Source organism: Flavobacterium branchiarum (assembly GCF_030409845.1).
Lineage (GTDB): Bacteria > Bacteroidota > Bacteroidia > Flavobacteriales > Flavobacteriaceae > Flavobacterium > Flavobacterium branchiarum.
Map to the genome: position 1 here is coordinate 30,297 of NZ_JAUFQQ010000004.1, position 18,658 is coordinate 48,954.

The 18,658-nt window shown below is 34.5% G+C and carries 8 protein-coding genes and 1 pseudogene; all 9 read right to left on the reverse strand.

Translation table 11 applies throughout. From position 1 onward, the window contains the following. Positions 1-86: 86 nt before the first annotated feature. The 9 genes and pseudogenes from QWY99_RS11990 to rpsF all read right to left on the reverse strand — a co-directional run bounded on the left by QWY99_RS11990 (position 87) and on the right by rpsF (position 18,491). Positions 87-2,021 (reverse strand): OmpA family protein, encoded by a 1,935-nt coding sequence (locus QWY99_RS11990; RefSeq protein ID WP_290265272.1) that lies wholly within the window; start codon positions 2,019-2,021, stop codon positions 87-89. Between the two features lie 11 nt (positions 2,022-2,032). After that, a complete protein-coding gene (locus tag QWY99_RS11995; protein ID WP_290265273.1) occupies positions 2,033-2,965 on the reverse strand; it encodes a PorP/SprF family type IX secretion system membrane protein in 933 nt (310 codons plus the stop codon). Positions 2,966-3,019: 54 nt separating this feature from the next. Further along, positions 3,020-10,999 (reverse strand): Ig-like domain-containing protein, encoded by a 7,980-nt coding sequence (locus QWY99_RS12000; RefSeq protein WP_290265456.1) that lies wholly within the window; start codon positions 10,997-10,999, stop codon positions 3,020-3,022. Positions 11,000-11,157: 158 nt separating this feature from the next. Further along, on the reverse strand, positions 11,158-11,580 hold the full coding sequence (locus QWY99_RS12005; RefSeq protein WP_290265458.1) for a hypothetical protein: 423 nt from the start codon (positions 11,578-11,580) through the stop codon (positions 11,158-11,160). Beyond that, positions 11,546-15,097: an immunoglobulin domain-containing protein gene (locus QWY99_RS12010; protein ID WP_290265460.1), complete on the reverse strand. Its 3,552-nt coding sequence runs from the start codon at positions 15,095-15,097 to the stop codon at positions 11,546-11,548. Before QWY99_RS12010 ends, QWY99_RS12005 begins: the two co-directional genes overlap by 35 nt. 1,671 nt (positions 15,098-16,768) lie before the next feature. Beyond that, positions 16,769-17,242 carry a DUF6495 family protein gene (locus QWY99_RS12015; protein WP_290265462.1) on the reverse strand — a complete coding sequence of 158 codons (474 nt, stop codon included), beginning with the start codon at positions 17,240-17,242 and terminating at the stop codon, positions 16,769-16,771. 97 nt (positions 17,243-17,339) lie between these two features. Next, on the reverse strand, positions 17,340-17,780 hold the full coding sequence (rplI, locus tag QWY99_RS12020) for a 50S ribosomal protein L9 (protein WP_290265464.1): 441 nt from the start codon (positions 17,778-17,780) through the stop codon (positions 17,340-17,342). 66 nt (positions 17,781-17,846) lie between these two features. Next, complete coding sequence (rpsR, locus tag QWY99_RS12025) at positions 17,847-18,143, reverse strand: 30S ribosomal protein S18 (RefSeq protein WP_002987043.1); 297 nt, start codon at positions 18,141-18,143, stop codon at positions 17,847-17,849. Positions 18,144-18,148: 5 nt separating this feature from the next. Next, positions 18,149-18,491: pseudogene (rpsF, locus tag QWY99_RS12030) on the reverse strand (30S ribosomal protein S6). Between the last annotated feature and the right edge of the window lie 167 nt (positions 18,492-18,658).

Below are 18,658 nucleotides of genomic sequence, written 5' to 3' on the forward strand. Positions count from 1 at the left end.
TTTTGTCTAAAATAAGCAATCAAAAGTATAATTAAAAACAAAAAAACCACTCTTTTAAAAGTGGTTTTCACAAAATATTTTAAGTTTTATTTCTCTGTTATAATAAAATCGGAACGCCTGTTGGCAAAATGCTCTTCTTCAGTACATTTAACTCCATTGCTACATTTATTTACCAATCTTGTTTCTCCATAACCAATTGCACTAACAATTCTTGAGACATCGATTCCTTTTGAAAGGATATAATCTTCTGTTGCCTTGGCTCGTTCATCTGAGAGTTTCAAGTTGTATGCATCTTTACCTCTTGAATCCGTATGTGACTCAATTTTAATTTTAATCTTAGGGAATTTTTGCATCACAAACACAACTTTATCTAGTTCTGTAGCTGCTTGCGGATTAATATCAAACTTGTTGTATTCAAAGAAGATAGGATTAATATCTACTTTTTCTATTCCCTCTTTTTTAACTACTAAATCGTCATAATTATTTAGATAGAAATTAACCTCTTTTATAGTGGCATTATTTTCTTTTGTTGTTTCTACATATTTTTCATCTCCACTGTAATTTGGCTTATTAGCTGTTATTTTGACCCTCTTGCTACATGGTACTTCTAATGTATAATTTCCATCAACATCCGTTTTAGTTTCGGTTATAACTGTATCATAAACATCATACACTAAAATAAATGTATCACTTATCCCCGTTTTAGTTTTTAGATTTATTGCTTTTCCTGAAATAAGTTGATTACAAATTGGCTTTCCTTTGGTAAAATAATAAATATCATCATCTCCTTTACCTTGTGCACGATTTGATGATATGTAACCATAATTATCTTTTGAATCGATTATAAATGAAAAATCATCCTTATTACTGTTTATTGGGGCTCCTAAATTTCTAGGAACGGAGAAATTCAATCCATCCAAGAGTTTACTTTCATATATATCTAAATCACCTAACCCATAGTGTCCATCTGAAGAAAAATAAAGTATTCCATTTCTATAAAAAGGAAAAACATCATTTCCAATTGTATTAATTGTTGGTCCTAAATTTTGTGGCGAACTCATGGTGCCATCAACAGCAATTCGTACTACATACAAATCGGTCTCTCCATATCCACCTGGCATATCTGATGCAAAAAACAACAATCTACCATCATCACTTAGATTTGGGTGCCCTACTGAATATTTATCACTATCAAAGAATACCTTTTCACTTTTAACTAATTTATTATCTTCTACAGTTCCTTTTATAATTTGAAAATTGTTTATTCTAGATTCATCAACAACTAATTTATTATTCTTGAGAATGTTTGTTGTATAATACATTGTTTTCCAATCGGGACTAAATGTTACTGTAGCCTCATGATATTTAGTCATTACATTAGGAATGAAAATTGTTTCGTTAAACAAATTACCATCAACAGCACTCCTTTCTGCAACAAATAAGCTCAAGAAGGGTTGTTTATTCCAATTATATAACTTTTTATCAAAATTAGTTGTGTCTCTAGCTGATGTAAATACCACCTTATCTTTATAAAAAGCAGTTCCAAAATCAGACTTATTGGTATTAATAGCAATATTTTGCACAGTATAAAGGGATTTGTTTTTGGACAAACTGTCTAATAATTTCTTTTGATAAACATATTTATCAATTTCCTTTTGGTCTCCTTTTTTGTTTAAATATTCTTTGGTTATTTTATCAGCGTTATCATAATCCATAACTCCTTTCATTGACTGAATATACCTTAGATAATAGATATCTGGTAAATTATCTCCTTGTAATTCATATACTTTTTGATACCACTTTAAAGCATTCCGATTATCTGAAGTAAAATAATAGGAATCAGCGGCATTTTTTAAAGTTTGAACTGATGGTTTTTTGATATTTTCCAAACACTCTTCGTATGCTTTTGCAGCATCTACATAAGAATAATTTCTAAATAAGGCATCGGCCTTTTTTAAATTTGTTTGTGCTAAAACAGATACAAAGCTGAATAGCAAGCTAAGTATATAATATTTTTTCATAAGTGAGATTTTTAAAAGAATCTTGGAGATTTAATTTTTCTTGGGTCTTTATGAAATTGATAACGCAATATGAATTCATGTGAACCATCATTGTATTTATTCAATTTGGTTACTGTATAATCATACGAATACCCAATATAAAGGCTTGTTGATATTTGGAATCCAGCTAACGCACTAACTGAATCATCAAAACGATAAGAAGCTCCTAATACCACTTTTTCTTGAAGCATAAAATTGGCTGAAAGATCTACCGAAATTGGCATTCCACTGACTACTTTAGCTAATACAGCAGGTTTGAACTTCAAACTTCTATTCAAGTCAAATACGTAACCTCCCATAAAAAAATAATGCATCTGGTCATAATTAACGGCTTCTTGTATGTCATTGTAATAATCACTTCTTATGAAACTAGGAACCGATGCTCCTACATACCATCTGTCTGTGTAATAATATACCCCTGCTCCTATAGATGGTTTTACAACATTATTAATATTGCTATTTAATAAAGCATCATTAGCATCATAGTATCGCCCTTTAGTCCAATCTATATTCAGCATTCGCATTCCTGCTCTTAATCCAAATGCTAACCTTTTTTCATAGCCTAAAGCCAATGAATAAGAAAAATTACCATCTAAATATAACTCGTTTGATGGCCCTAGCTTATCATTTACTACACTAAAGCCTAATCCTATTTTTTCATTTCTCAAGGGCGATTGTACAGATAGGGATTGTGTTTGTGGTGCACCATCTATTCCTACCCATTGCGATCGATGCAACAATACCGCTTCTAGATTACCTGTAGAACCAGCATAAGCAGGATTGATTACCATTGTGTTATACATATACTGCGTATATTGCGGATCTTGCTGTGCATTTGCTAGGAAGGAAGCAAAACCGCAAAATATCAAAAGATAGGTCTCTATAAATTTTACACTTAGTTTCATATTATAACTATTTAGTCAGTTAATTTAATTTGATGCTTTAATGGTTCCTGAAGGTTATCTAATAATAGCTAACCAACCTGTTTTAGCTGCTCCATCTGCACCAGTATCTAGAACATAATAATATGTGCCCGCTGGTAATCTATCTCCTTTATTTATAGCTCCCGAAACATTTGTTGTTCCATCCCAATCATTGTTATAACGATTTTGTTTATAAACTAATGCTCCATATCTATTGTAAACGCTTAAATTATTATTTGGATAATTTTCGATACCTTCGATTTTGAAAAAATCATTTGCACCATCATTATTAGGAGTAAATTCATTATAAACTACCAAAATCATAGGACTCACAGATGCTTCAGCAAAATTATTTGAAGTATCTGAATCTATTGGATTTGAGATAATAACTGATGCTACATTTAAATAATTGCCTGTTGGTAATACCTGTGCTACTATAGTTAATGTTTCGCTTGTATTGGCGTTTAGCATTAGAATATTCCATTCTCCAGTAGTGCTATTATATATTCCATTACTAGTCTGTGCACTAACAAAATCATATCCTGTTGGTAAAAGTTCACGAACTAATACATCTATAAAATTCCCTGCTCCAATGTTATTAACTGTTATAGTAAAAATCACATTTTCATTAACTTTAGGATTAGGATTGTCTACAGTATTTGTCATTGTTATATCCGAACAAGTCTGAACGGCTAAAGCAAGTAATTTACTTTGCGTTTCATTACATAAATTCGAATAGGAAACATTTACACTTGCTGGCCCTATTTCTGGCCATAAAACTGTTACAAAATTATCAGTAGTGGCTCCACCTGCTGTAACTGTTCCGTCACCAGTGATAGTCCAATTATAATTAGACATTCCATTTAAAGTTGTATATGTAACAACATCAAAAACACATGCATTAGCCTTACTTGCAGTTATTGTTGCTGGCTCACTTCCTCTAAAACTAACAGGAATAGCCAATCTAGATTTACTTTCGCAACCTGTTATTAGATTATTCAAAGATCCATAATATGTTCCAGCAACAAGTAATGTACTTGGCGCTAATGCCACACCACCTGTTTGGGTTGTGTACCAAACGACACCAGCTTCATTTACTAACAAATCTGATATTTTTGGTAAAGCAGTTAAACAAAAATCTTGTATAGCTCTTGTCGTAGTTGGTAAAACCCCATCATTAACAGTTACTTTTACTAATAATCGAACACCTCTTTCACAATCTGTCATTGGATCTTTAATAGCTGCATAATAATTACCACTAGTTAATGCTGTTCCAGATGAAATTAAGTTTCCACCACTTAAAGCATCATACCAAATTATATTAGCAACATTAGAAGGACTTACATTTATACTTGCAACAGTTGGTGTAGTAACTAAACAGAATTTTTGATCCTTATCGTTTATAATTAGTGTTGCTGGATCGGTAACGGTTACTGTTACTAATAATCGTTCTGAACTCTCACAGCCAGTTACTCCATCACGGATAGCTCCATAATACGAACCACTTGCCAAGGCGGTTGTTGGCGCTAAAGCGGTTCCTCCTGTCTCCGATGCAAACCAAACAACATCTGATTCATTTACCTGAAGACTAGCAACCGTTGGCGCATTTGCCAAACAAAAGTCTTGTGTTGTATCGGTTGTCGTTGGAGTCGCTGGATTAGTTACTCTTACCGTTACTAATAATCTAACGGAACTTGTACAATCTGTCAGTGGATCTAAGATTGCTCCATAATACAATCCTCCATCTGTTAATGCTGTTGTTGGCGCTAAAGCGGTTCCTCCTGTCTCTGATGCAAACCAAACAACATCTGATTCATTTACCTGAAGACTAGCAACTGTTGGCGCATTTGCCAAACAGAAGTCTTGTGTTGTATCAGTTGTCGTTGGAGTTAATGGATCTGTTACGTCTACCGTTACTAATAATCGCTCTGAACTCTCACAGCCAGTTACTCCATCAAGGATAGCACCATAATATGGTCCGCTATTTAAACCTGTTGTTGGCGCTAAAGCTACGCCACCTGTTAAGGTTGTGTACCAAACTACGCCTGTCTCATTTACCTGAATATCAGAAACTTTTGGTGCATTTACCAAACAGAAGTCTTGTGTTGTATCAGTTGTCGTTGGAGTTAATGGATCTGTTACGTCTACCGTTACTAATAATCGCTCTGAACTCTCACAGCCAGTTACTCCATCAAGGATAGCACCATAATATGGTCCGCTATTTAAACCTGTTGTTGGCGCTAAAACTACGCCACCTGTTAAGGTTGTGTACCAAACTACACCTGATTCATTTACCTGAATATCAGAAACTTTTGGTGCATTTACCAAACAGAAGTCTTGTGTTGTATCAGTTGTCGTTGGAATTAATAGATCTGTTACGTCTACCGTTACTAATAATCGCTCTGAACTCTCACAGCCAGTTACTCCATCAAGGATAGCACCATAATAGGGTCCGCTATTTAAACCTGTTGTTGGCGCTAAAGCTACGCCACCTGTTAAGGTTGTGTACCAAACTACGCCTGTCTCATTTACCTGAATATCAGAAACTTTTGGTGCATTTACCAAACAGAAGTCTTGTGTTGTATCAGTTGTCGTTGGAATTAATAGATCTCTTACGTCTACCGTTACTAATAATCGCTCTGAACTCTCACAGCCAGTTACTCCATCAAGGATAGCACCATAATAGGGTCCGCTATTTAAACCTGTTGTTGGCGCTAAAACTACGCCACCTGTTAAGGTTGTGTACCAAACTACGCCTGATTCATTTACCTGAATATCAGAAACTTTTGGTGCATTTACCAAACAGAAGTCTTGTGTTGTATCAGTTGTCGTTGGAGTTAATGGATCTGTTACGTCTACCGTTACTAATAATCGCTCTGAACTCTCACAGCCAGTTACTCCATCAAGGATAGCACCATAATATGGTCCGCTATTTAAACCTGTTGTTGGCGCTAAAACTACGCCACCTGTTAAGGTTGTGTACCAAACTACGCCTGATTCATTTACCTGAATATCAGAAACTTTTGGTGCATTTACCAAACAGAAGTCTTGTGTTGTATCAGTTGTCGTTGGAATTAATAGATCTGTTACGTCTACCGTTACTAATAATCGCTCTGAACTCTCACAGCCAGTTACTCCATCAAGGATAGCACCATAATAGGGTCCGCTATTTAAACCTGTTGTTGGCGCTAAAACTACGCCACCTGTTAAGGTTGTGTACCAAACTACGCCTGATTCATTTACCTGAATATCAGAAACTTTTGGTGCATTTACCAAACAGAAGTCTTGTGTTGTATCAGTTGTCGTTGGAGTTAATGGATCTGTTACGTCTACCGTTACTAATAATCGCTCTGAACTCTCACAGCCAGTTACTCCATCAAGGATAGCACCATAATAGGGTCCGCTATTTAAACCTGTTGTTGGCGCTAAAACTACGCCACCTGTTAAGGTTGTGTACCAAACTACGCCTGATTCATTTACCTGAATATCAGAAACTTTTGGTGCATTTACCAAACAGAAGTCTTGTGTTGTATCAGTTGTCGTTGGAGTTAATGGATCTGTTACGTCTACCGTTACTAATAATCGCTCTGAACTCTCACAGCCAGTTACTCCATCAAGGATAGCACCATAATAGGGTCCGCTATTTAAACCTGTTGTTGGCGCTAAAGCTACGCCACCTGTTAAGGTTGTGTACCAAACTACGCCTGATTCATTTACCTGAATATCAGAAACTTTTGGTGCATTTACCAAACAGAAGTCTTGTGTTGTATCAGTTGTCGTTGGAGTTAATGGATCTGTTACGTCTACCGTTACTAATAATCGCTCTGAACTCTCACAGCCAGTTACTCCATCAAGGATAACACCATAATAGGGTCCGCTATTTAAACCTGTTGTTGGCGCTAAAGCTACGCCACCTGTTAAGGTTGTGTACCAAACTACGCCTGATTCATTTACCTGAATATCAGAAACTTTTGGTGCATTTACCAAACAGAAGTCTTGTGTTGTATCAGTTGTCGTTGGAATTAATGGATCTGTTACGTCTACCGTTACTAATAATCGCTCTGAACTCTCACAGCCAGTTACTCCATCAAGGATAGCACCATAATATGGTCCGCTATTTAAACCTGTTGTTGGCGCTAAAGCTACGCCACCTGTTAAGGTTGTGTACCAAACTACGCCTGATTCATTTACCTGAATATCAGAAACTTTTGGTGCATTTACCAAACAGAAGTCTTGTGTTGTATCGGTTGTCGTTGGAGTTAATGGATCTGTTACGTCTACCGTTACTAATAATCGCTCTGAACTCTCACAGCCAGTTACTCCATCAAGGATAGCACCATAATAGGGTCCGCTATTTAAACCTGTTGTTGGCGCTAAAACTACGCCACCTGTTAAGGTTGTGTACCAAACTACGCCTGATTCATTTACCTGAATATCAGAAACTTTTGGTGCATTTACCAAACAGAAGTCTTGTGTTGTATCAGTTGTCGTTGGAATTAATGGATCTGTTACGTCTACCGTTACTAATAATCGCTCTGAACTCTCACAGCCAGTTACTCCATCAAGGATAGCACCATAATATGGTCCGCTATTTAAACCTGTTGTTGGCGCTAAAGCTACGCCACCTGTTAAGGTTGTGTACCAAACTACGCCTGATTCATTTACCTGAATATCAGAAACTTTTGGTGCATTTACCAAACAGAAGTCTTGTGTTGTATCAGTTGTCGTTGGAGTTAATGGATCTGTTACGTCTACCGTTACTAATAATCGCTCTGAACTCTCACAGCCAGTTACTCCATCAAGGATAGCACCATAATAGGGTCCGCTATTTAAACCTGTTGTTGGCGCTAAAGCTACGCCACCTGTTAAGGTTGTGTACCAAACTACGCCTGTCTCATTTACCTGAATATCAGAAACTTTTGGTGCATTTACCAAACAGAAGTCTTGTGTTGTATCAGTTGTCGTTGGAATTAATAGATCTCTTACGTCTACCGTTACTAATAATCGCTCTGAACTCTCACAGCCAGTTACTCCATCAAGGATAGCACCATAATAGGGTCCGCTATTTAAACCTGTTGTTGGCGCTAAAACTACGCCACCTGTTAAGGTTGTGTACCAAACTACGCCTGATTCATTTACCTGAATATCAGAAACTTTTGGTGCATTTACCAAACAGAAGTCTTGTGTTGTATCAGTTGTCGTTGGAGTTAATGGATCTGTTACGTCTACCGTTACTAATAATCGCTCTGAACTCTCACAGCCAGTTACTCCATCAAGGATAGCACCATAATAGGGTCCGCTATTTAAACCTGTTGTTGGCGCTAAAACTACGCCACCTGTTAAGGTTGTGTACCAAACTACGCCTGATTCATTTACCTGAATATCAGAAACTTTTGGTGCATTTACCAAACAGAAGTCTTGTGTTGTATCAGTTGTCGTTGGAATTAATAGATCTGTTACGTCTACCGTTACTAATAATCGCTCTGAACTCTCACAGCCAGTTACTCCATCAAGGATAGCACCATAATAGGGTCCGCTATTTAAACCTGTTGTTGGCGCTAAAACTACGCCACCTGTTAAGGTTGTGTACCAAACTACGCCTGATTCATTTACCTGAATATCAGAAACTTTTGGTGCATTTACCAAACAGAAGTCTTGTGTTGTATCAGTTGTCGTTGGAGTTAATGGATCTGTTACGTCTACCGTTACTAATAATCGCTCTGAACTCTCACAGCCAGTTACTCCATCAAGGATAGCACCATAATAGGGTCCGCTATTTAAACCTGTTGTTGGCGCTAAAACTACGCCACCTGTTAAGGTTGTGTACCAAACTACGCCTGATTCATTTACCTGAATATCAGAAACTTTTGGTGCATTTACCAAACAGAAGTCTTGTGTTGTATCAGTTGTCGTTGGAGTTAATGGATCTGTTACGTCTACCGTTACTAATAATCGCTCTGAACTCTCACAGCCAGTTACTCCATCAAGGATAGCACCATAATAGGGTCCGCTATTTAAACCTGTTGTTGGCGCTAAAGCTACGCCACCTGTTAAGGTTGTGTACCAAACTACGCCTGATTCATTTACCTGAATATCAGAAACTTTTGGTGCATTTACCAAACAGAAGTCTTGTGTTGTATCGGTTGTCGTTGGAGTCGCTGGATCGGTTACTGTTACCGTTACAATTTTAAGTTCTCCATTTTTATTCTGACAAGTGTTAGGATTAGATGCTGCTACATAGTAAGAAATGGGACTCATCACTGTAGTTAAACCTGAAACCGTTAAAACTCCTGCTGAGCTAATTGTATAGGTTACCCCACCAATAATAGCCCCATCAGTAATAGGTTGTGTTTTATTAGCATCTAAATACCAAAAAAATACGGGATTTATTAATGTACTTGTAGGTATTAATATTGCATTTGTATTATGACAAATAGAAGCGTTCGAAACAGTAATATCTGCTGGAAGTGCTGTCGGTAAAATTGTAAATGTTACTTGTTTTCTATCTACAGGTAGCGTTTCACAAAATTCATCAGAAATAACTCCAACAAAATATGTATATGTTCCAGGAACTAATCCTGTAATAACTAATTCTGATGCAGACTGCCCTGCTATTAATTGACTTGTTGTTCCATCAAAACTATACCAACGATATATTGGATTTGCAAGCACTGGACTAGTATCTAGAACTGCATTTAATGTTACTGTGCCAATTTCAGCACAAATTGTTGTATTAGTTTCTCCATTTATTGTTACACTAGCTATTGCATTTGCAGGTGTAGTCGCTCTAACTTCTACAGTTATCTCTCCTCTTGTTAAAGCTGCACAGCCGTAACGAATTGGTTGAATGTAATATTTATAAATTCCAGGTGCTAATGTAGTAGGAAGTGTATATGTCTGACCGTTAACTAGAAAATTTCCTCCTATTGGTGAATCATACCAAGCATAATCGGCACAAGGTTTTTCGGGAACTTCTAAAGAAATATTTGATCCTGGACAAACTGTGATTTTATTGTTGATATCTCCTCCAACGACTTTAGTATTTGTAACACGATCGATTGTATGAACTCTAAGCTGATCTAAGACACTTGCAACCCCTCCAAAAGTGATTGTAACTCTATCATATGGTTGCGTTTGAGGCGCAACAATTGTCATTGCCATTGTACCCCCAGAAAGTAATCTTAAAGACAACAAACTACTTGTATTTTTAATTGGCCCACCCACAGCAATATTACCTGAATAAAGCTGCACTGTAAATCCTGTAAGTAGATTGAGGTTTAAAACTGTTCCTGGTTTTGAAATCGTGATTCTTAAACTATCACCAACCATAGAAGGTGTTCTAAAAACTGCTTTAAGTTCAGCTGCAGCAAGTACTCCCGCTCCACTAAACATTGTAGCATAAGTTGAGATATCTCCATCAGCTATATTCCATGGATTCGAAACGCCAACAGTAGTTGTTAATGCTCCAATTCCTAAATCTTTTACTCCTGTAAAAACGTCTTGAATATCTCCTTGCTCACAAGCTATTTGTGTAACTTGTTTTTCATAGTAAGCATCGTAAACATTTATACTTTGTCCAACACTTAAAATAGATCCTAACTGAACTCGAATACCATCGTAATCTTTAGGGCCAGAAACATCAGAAGGGACAAATGTGTATTCAAATGAATTCTGTCCTGATAATAAATTTAATAATGATCCTGATATAGATTTTAAAACTCCAATATCAATTGGATTATTAGCTCCATTACGTTTGGTTCCCACTACTGTAATACTTTGCCCTACTGCAACCAAACTATTTTCCAAGCCTAATTTCAGCGTTACTGGAGTTCCTTTTGTTATGTTGGTTGGCCATTGCAAATTTTGCCATGTTGTCCCTATCCCCAAAAGCCCAAAACCAGTAGTTATTGTAGAAAAAGTACTTGGATTACCATCGGCAGCATTTGCTTCTTTTGTTACTCCTCCTGTAATAATTGATGACCAAGTCTGGCTAGTCGCATATTCTCTTTCTAGCAATGAGTCACAACTTGCAGGATCAATTACACTAATTGTTATTGTTTGACTTACAGTACAAGTCCCATTACTCGCAATTACTGTGTAGCTAAAAATCCCAACAGTATTAAGGATACCTGTATTATTTGATGGTATAAGATTTCCATTTTGATCATACCAAGCTACTGTCCATTGGATGTTGCTATTAATGCTACTGAATTGCCTTTATTGACAACAATTGAGTTTGTAACTCCTGTTAAAGTTGGTAAAGGATTAATTGACACAACAACTTCTTTTTTATCAGATGGGCAAGCCACACCTGCTGTTTGAGCTTGGATCCAATAAGAACCACCTGTAGTAATATTTACAGCATCTTGTTCTGTGATAGGAGTTACTCCCTGAAAGAAAGCATAAGTTGTAGTTCCAGTTGTATCAAAATCTGTAATTGCATTTTTTAAATTTACACTAACGCAACCTGCCAAAGTTGGCGTAACATTTAAAGCTGATACTGCTGGATAATTTACAACAACAGCTTTTAATGTCCCATTTATATTTTCACAAATACCACCATTAAGAACTGATATATAATAATTTATAAGATGCACTAGTAAGACCATCAATAGTAAGCACATCTGTTACAGGATCTTTCAAAAAAGTTACTCCTAGTTGACCAGGAACTGAAGTTCCTGTGGTTATTTCAAGTGTTTTATTTTGATCTGTATAATATTTAAATCTTGCACCTGCCAAAGCTGATGTTGGTGCTAATACAGCTTGCCCTGTACAAGATGCTGTAAGTGGACTAATAATTGTAATATCAGTAGCAGTTGGGATAGTCAATACAGTTGCTGTTACTGCTTGACGAGTGCTATTTACACAAGCACCACGAACAGATTCTAAATAATATGTTTTAGTTGCTGTTAATACACCTGTATTATAAGTGTCCGAATTAGTAACTAAAGCAACACCTCCGGTAGAAACATCATACCAATTAAAAGTAGTACCTACAATAGGAGTCGCTGCTAATATAGCACTTTGGCCATTACAAATTGGAGATGTAGTTACTACTGCATCTTTATATCTAATAGAAACTCCATAAACATCTAACTGAGATAATAAAGTCACTACTCCTCCTAATCTAATTTCAATCGCATTAAATGGAAATCCAGCAACAAAAGTAGCTTTGAAACGATTTCCTGTTAATAATTGTACATTTATTAAATTAGAATTTATAGCGGTACGATCATTATTATACGCACCCTCGTTATACGTAGCTAAAGTGATATAGGATAATGCACTTACATCGATAAGTCCAGCAGGAATACCTAATTCAACATCTATCTTATCTCCTACTTTCCCTAAATTAGAAAAACTTAAAACTTGTTCTGCAAATGCTCCTACACCAACAGAAACATTAAGATTAGATGCTGTAGTAAAATTACCATCTATCGCATTATTAGGATTATTAACCGCACATATTGCACATATTACACCATCTGTAAGAGTAGACAACCTATTCGTTTGATCATTTGGCTGTAAACAAAGATCTATTGGGCTACCTATCATCACATTTATAACTGTTCTTGTACTACTCACACATCCTGTAACAGCATCTCTTGCTGCAATATAGTAGGTAGTATTTACAGTTAATGCTGGTGTTGGAGTAAAAGTGCTTGAATTTGTTAATAAAGGACTTCCATTAATAGGAACAGTGTACCAATCATATTCAACCCCAACTACAGGATTAGACACCTGTAATACAATATTTTGACCGGGTTGAATAGTTACAGTTGAAGAAGCAACTGTTGGTACTGCAGGCAATGGGTTAACAGTAACATTTACAGGAGTACGTGTAGCACTAATACAACTACCAATCGATGCTTCAACATGATAACTTGTGTTTGCATTTAAGATCGGAGTTGTAAATGATGTTCCTGTAAATACTAACGTTCCAGCTGTAGCTGTATCATACCATTTATATATAGTTCCTACAACAGGTGTAACAATATTTAGCGTAGTTGTAATCCCTGCACAAATAGTTGTCCCCGAAGTATTTATTGTTGGAGCAATAGGGTTATTTATTGATATTACAACAGGAGTTCTTTCACTATTTAAACAACCATTTCGAGTAACTTCAACATAATATGTAGTATTAGCAGTTAAAGCTAGTGTAGTAAAAGAAGTAGTACTACTCACTACATTTCCTCCAGTTAAAGCATCATACCATTTAATTGTTTCTCCCACAGCAGTATCAGACACCAAAGTAATCGTTTGTCCGCTACAAATCGTTGTATTTCCTGTTATTGTTCTTGCTTTAAATTTATAGGAAGCACCATAAATATTGAGGCTTGACACTAAGTTCACTAATCCACCTAATCGAATCTCAACACGATCAAAGGAAGCCCCTGCTTTAAAACTTGCTCTAAAACGATTTCCCGATAATAACTGAATATTTAAAAGAGGATCATTTACTGCTACTCGGTCATTATTATATGTTGCTCCATTGTAACTAGCCAATGAAATATAACTTAATAAGCTTATATCTAGAACTCCTGTAGGAATTTCTAAATCAACTTGAATAACATCACCAGTATTCCCTCCGTTATTAAATTGCAGTGTTTGTTGAATCCACCCATTAACTAACCCAATTGGTATACTTAATGTTGAAGCAGTATTATTATTTCCATCGACTGAATTATTTGGATTAGCAACAGAACAAAGTAAGCAAAGTCCATTTTGTGTAGTTTGTTGGCTATTTGCTTCTAGACAAGTTCCTAGTGAAGCAGGCAAAACTGTCACGGTTACAGCTACTCGACTAGCACTTAAACATCCTCCAGCAATATTATTAGATTCTACATAATATGTTTTTGTAGCAAATAAGATTGGTGTTGTAAATGTAGTTGAGTTGGCTAATAATTTAGTACCTCCTGTTGGAGCATCATACCAATCTAATGTTTCACCAGATCCAGAAGCCGAAGCAGTTAAAGTAGCATTTTGCCCTGATTGTATTGATACGCTAGGAGTCAATACCGTTGCCAAAGCAGGAACTGGAGTTGAAGTAACAGCAACTAGAGTTCGTGTTGGAGTTGTACAACTACCAATAGTAGCTTCTACATAAAAATTAGTCACACCAGTAGGAACTGTCGGTGTATAAGAATCACCTGTAGCCAAAACAATACCACCTGATTCTACGCTAAACCATGAATATGTAGTTCCGGGTATAGGGTTTATAACTGACAGTTTAGTTGCTTGAGTAGGTCCTGAGGAACATATTGTTGTACCGACTGTACTAATTATAGGTAATACGGGGTTTATTACATTTACAGTTACAGGTATTCGTTTATCACTTTCGCAACCAGCTGTTCTTGAAACACTAATATAATAAGTTGTTGTAGCGGTTAAAGCAGGAGTTGAATAATTACCTGTAGTTGAGAGTGCTGTTGTTGAAGTTGGAGAATCATACCAAGCCAATGTTGTACCTGCTGCTGCTGTAGCAGAAAGAGCTATACTCTGACCTGAACATACTGATTGCGAACTCCCTCCACTAATTGTTGGACTAGCAAATTGCGAATGCACTTCGAAAATTTTCAAATCTACTAATAACCTTACAAGACCACCTACCCTAATTTGTATTTGATTAGCATCTCCAGGCAATGTATAATTGATTACTGCCATTTGATTACCAGGCAATAATTGAAGATTTAATAATGCATTATTTAGAGGGACAGGACCACCAACATCTGTTCCTGAAAATTTTGCTTGAATAGTTGCGTTTGAAAGTAAACTAACGTCGACTAAACCTGCTACCGCACCAGTACCAAAATAGACAACTATTTGATCTCCTGATTTTGCCGTTTGGTTTAAGGTTAACGTTTCTTCTGCGAAACAAGCTAAACCAAGAACATTTGTCAACAAAGCATATGTATTCAGATTTCCATCAAATGCGGCAGTAGGATTTGTAACACTCATACCCACACACAGAAGCCCTCCTGTAGTATTAGTTTGTGAAATAGGTCTGCAAAATGTTTGTGAAAAAGAACTCGAAAAAGGAATCAATATCAAAAACAACCACAAATAACTTTGCAAAAAAGTCTCTTTTTTTATTCTTAAGTAAAAATTTTTCATATTCCTAAGAGATTAATGATGTGACAAAAAAATTCCAATATGATAAATAAGCAATACCATCAATAATCTCATACGCAAATAGGAGATTATTAAATAAAGCCATACTAACAGATTTTCAGACTACATTTAATGTTCTGAAAAATATCTTGATCTTAAAATCTATAAAAATTACTCCAAAGGGGGAAACAACCACAATTCGCGAGGAAGCGAATGATCCCTTAATTTGACGAAAAAATCAAATGAATATCAAAAAAAAAGAGTTGCATAAAAGGAGTATTTGAAGTAGGTTTTAATTTCATAAAATATTTTTAAGAGATTAATATATTTGGGGATCTGTTCGTTTTATTTCAGTTCTATATGAGGTAAAAACATATGTGATGCATTTAAATACACCCATTTAATAAAAAATAAAAAAAAAATTGACAATTTTAAGTATTGAGAAACATGTACAAAATACGGTACTAGAAATTAATTCTACAGAAATGTGGAAATTAAAATTTATTGATTGTCAAAAATTAATTCAAACAAGAAATAAATTTGTAAACTAATACCTGACTTGTCGATTTGTGCTTCGGGGGATTGAAGACTCAAATTAACAATACAATTATGTATTGTTATGGAACAAATAGTAACGAAAATTATTACTATACTGATTTAATCTGTTATCTAAAATATTCAATTGATTTATGAGATTATCAAAAGACAAATACTTCTTTCTATTTGCAGAAGCTAGATCAGATAGGGTATTCAATTCGTCATTGAATAACGATAAACTAAGAAATGAACAAGAGATAAATCTATTGCTTCCCAAAAAAGTAATTATAAATTCCATAAGCATCTAGATTAAAAAATAATTGACAAAAAAAATTCGTACAAAAAATTCATTTACTTAAAAATCTTTATTCAAGATCTTTCTGCTATTATGTGGTATTATATTATTTTATTTCAAAAACAAATTGGAACGTTAATAGATAATCTTTTTATATTTTGTTTTACATTAAATTTCTTAGATGCCTTTTACTTTGGCAAAAAACTAATTCTATTTAATCTGATTTAAATATTACATCGTTTTGAATAATGATTAATTCATTATATGATTCACCAAGAATAAGCAAATAAAGCTTATTTTATTAAAAACAATTAACAATTGTTCAACGATAAACATTTTATAAATTTAATTTTTTTTTTTATAACATGCAAGTAAAAAAAAGATGAAATGCGATTTTAATTTAAAATCACATTCCATAAGTACTAAGATATTCAACTGTTTAAATTACTAGATATCAAACAAAACATCAGGCTAACATAAAAAAAGAGCTCTAAATCATTCGTGTAATAATCTTAATTTATAATTTTTCCGGAACTAGTAAAAAAAACATATTTGCGAAAAAAAACTACAAAAAAATAAGGCTAAAACTCCAAGAATTAAAAAGAAACCACTAATTTAATTGAGAAAAATATTGTTGTGGTAATTATAAAAAAAAGAAAAAGGGCTAATTGTTAATAAATTAACAGCTAACCCTTTAAAAAATAATTTCATTGCAAGTAATAACAATACGTTCTTCGATAGTACTACAATTGACTTTATGGATATTAAAGAAATGTAGACTGCAAAAGCATATTGAATAGGCTACAAAACGAATCAAATTTTATCGAATCATAATTAAAAAACTATGATTCTATAATTGAATTTATCTGTTTAAACAACTGACCATCACTTAAGAATGCTCCTTGTTGAATTAATTCAAAGATTGAAGTATTACGGTCGTCAGTAAACACTTTTTTACCAACCTTCATTTCAATAGTTTCTGTAAACATATTATCACTTAACCATTGCAAGCCTTCCTTAGTTAAGAAATCAGTTTCAGGAACCAATGATTTTAAAACTATCGATTGAACATGTGTATCAAAACATTGAAATAGGAAAATATGATTTTTAGAAAAATGTTCTAAAAATTCCGCTCTTGAAAGAACACCTTCCCAAATTAAATCAGAGAACACATCTAGTTCTTGCTCAGCCACCTCTGGCTTATTAATTTTGATCGAATCCCACTCTGCTTTATCAATTGCTTGCGTTCCTAAAAAGCTTGCAAATTCAGCGTTTAATTCATCAAATTGTTCTTTTGTTAATCTTGCGTATTTCATTTTAAAATATTTAAGCTTTTATAGCGTCATTTAGCTATTTAAAATTCAAAAAAAAATCCCGATTTGCATCGGGATTTCATATTATAAATTAAAACTATTACTTCTCAGCAACAATTTCGTATGGTAATTCAACTACAACATCTCTGTGTAATCTAATGCTTGCAGCATATTTACCAGTACGTTTTACGATACCGCTAGTAATAAATTTTCTTTCGATAGAGTTACCCGCTTTATCCAAAGCTTCAGCAATATCTATGTTAGTGATAGAACCAAAAAGTTTCTCTCCACCAGCTTTTGCGAAAATTTTAATTTCAAGAGCTTTCAATGCTTCAGCTATTTTCTTAGCGTCATCAACAATCTTAGCCTCTTTGTGTGCTCTTTGTTTTAGGTTTTCAGCTAATACTTTTTTTGCAGAAGGAGTTGCTAAATGAGCAAAACCTTGAGGAATTAAAAAGTTACGACCGTAACCAGCTTTTACAGATACTACATCATCTTTAAATCCTAGATTCTGTACGTCTTGTTTTAAAATAAGTTCCATGTTGTTGTCCTTATATTTGAGAAGTTAGGTTCCATCTTACCGGAAACCAACAACTTTAGTTTAATATTATTTTAATAAATCGGCCACGTATGGCATTAAAGCTAAGTGACGAGCTCTCTTAACAGCTACAGACACTTTTCTTTGGTATTTTAAAGAAGTTCCTGTTAAACGACGAGGAAGAATTTTTCCTTGCTCATTAACGAATTTCAATAAGAAATCTGCATCTTTATAATCGATATATTTGATTCCAGATTTTTTGAAACGACAATACTTTTTAGTTTTGTTAGTTTCTATGTTTAAAGGCGTTAAATATCTGATATCTCCGTCTTTTTTTCCTTTTGCTGATTGCTCTATTGTAGACATAATAATTAAGCTTTTGTAGATTTTAATTTAGTTCTTCTTCTTTCAGCCCAAGAAATAGCATGCTTATCTAAAACTTACAGTTAAGAAACGCATAATTCTCTCATCACGTCTAAATTCAGTTTCAAAAGCAATTAGAACTTCTCCAGCTACTTTGTACTCAAATAAGTGATAAAAACCACTTTTTTGTTTTGGATTTCGTAAGCCATTTTTTTAAGACCCCAATCCTCTTTTGATACCATTTCAGCTCCTCTACTAGTAAGAAATTCTTCAAATTTCGTTACTGTTTCCTTCACCTGAACCTCAGATAAAACGGGATTTAAAATGAAAAACAGTTTCATAATGATTCATAAATATAAAATTTATTTGTTAAAATTTGGTGCAAAAGTAACCATTATTTTATATATCCAACACTTTTTTACGTTTATTCGACGTATGACAAAAAATAAGTCTAAAATCTAGTTTTAAAAGAAAAAAAATCTATATTTACTATTACATTCCCTAAATTTAAATGTTAT

Bases quoted from the DNA above. Each gene is read 5' to 3' on its own strand.
- QWY99_RS11990 (WP_290265272.1), bottom strand. From the start codon at position 2,021: ATGAAAAAATATTATATACTTAGCTTGCTATTCAGCTTTGTATCTGTT.
- QWY99_RS11995 (WP_290265273.1), bottom strand. From the start codon at position 2,965: ATGAAACTAAGTGTAAAATTTATAGAGACCTATCTTTTGATATTTTGC.
- QWY99_RS12010 (WP_290265460.1), bottom strand. From the start codon at position 15,097: ATGAAAAATTTTTACTTAAGAATAAAAAAAGAGACTTTTTTGCAAAGT.
- QWY99_RS12015 (WP_290265462.1), bottom strand. From the start codon at position 17,242: ATGAAATACGCAAGATTAACAAAAGAACAATTTGATGAATTAAACGCT.
- rplI (WP_290265464.1), bottom strand. From the start codon at position 17,780: ATGGAACTTATTTTAAAACAAGACGTACAGAATCTAGGATTTAAAGAT.
- rpsR (WP_002987043.1), bottom strand. From the start codon at position 18,143: ATGTCTACAATAGAGCAATCAGCAAAAGGAAAAAAAGACGGAGATATC.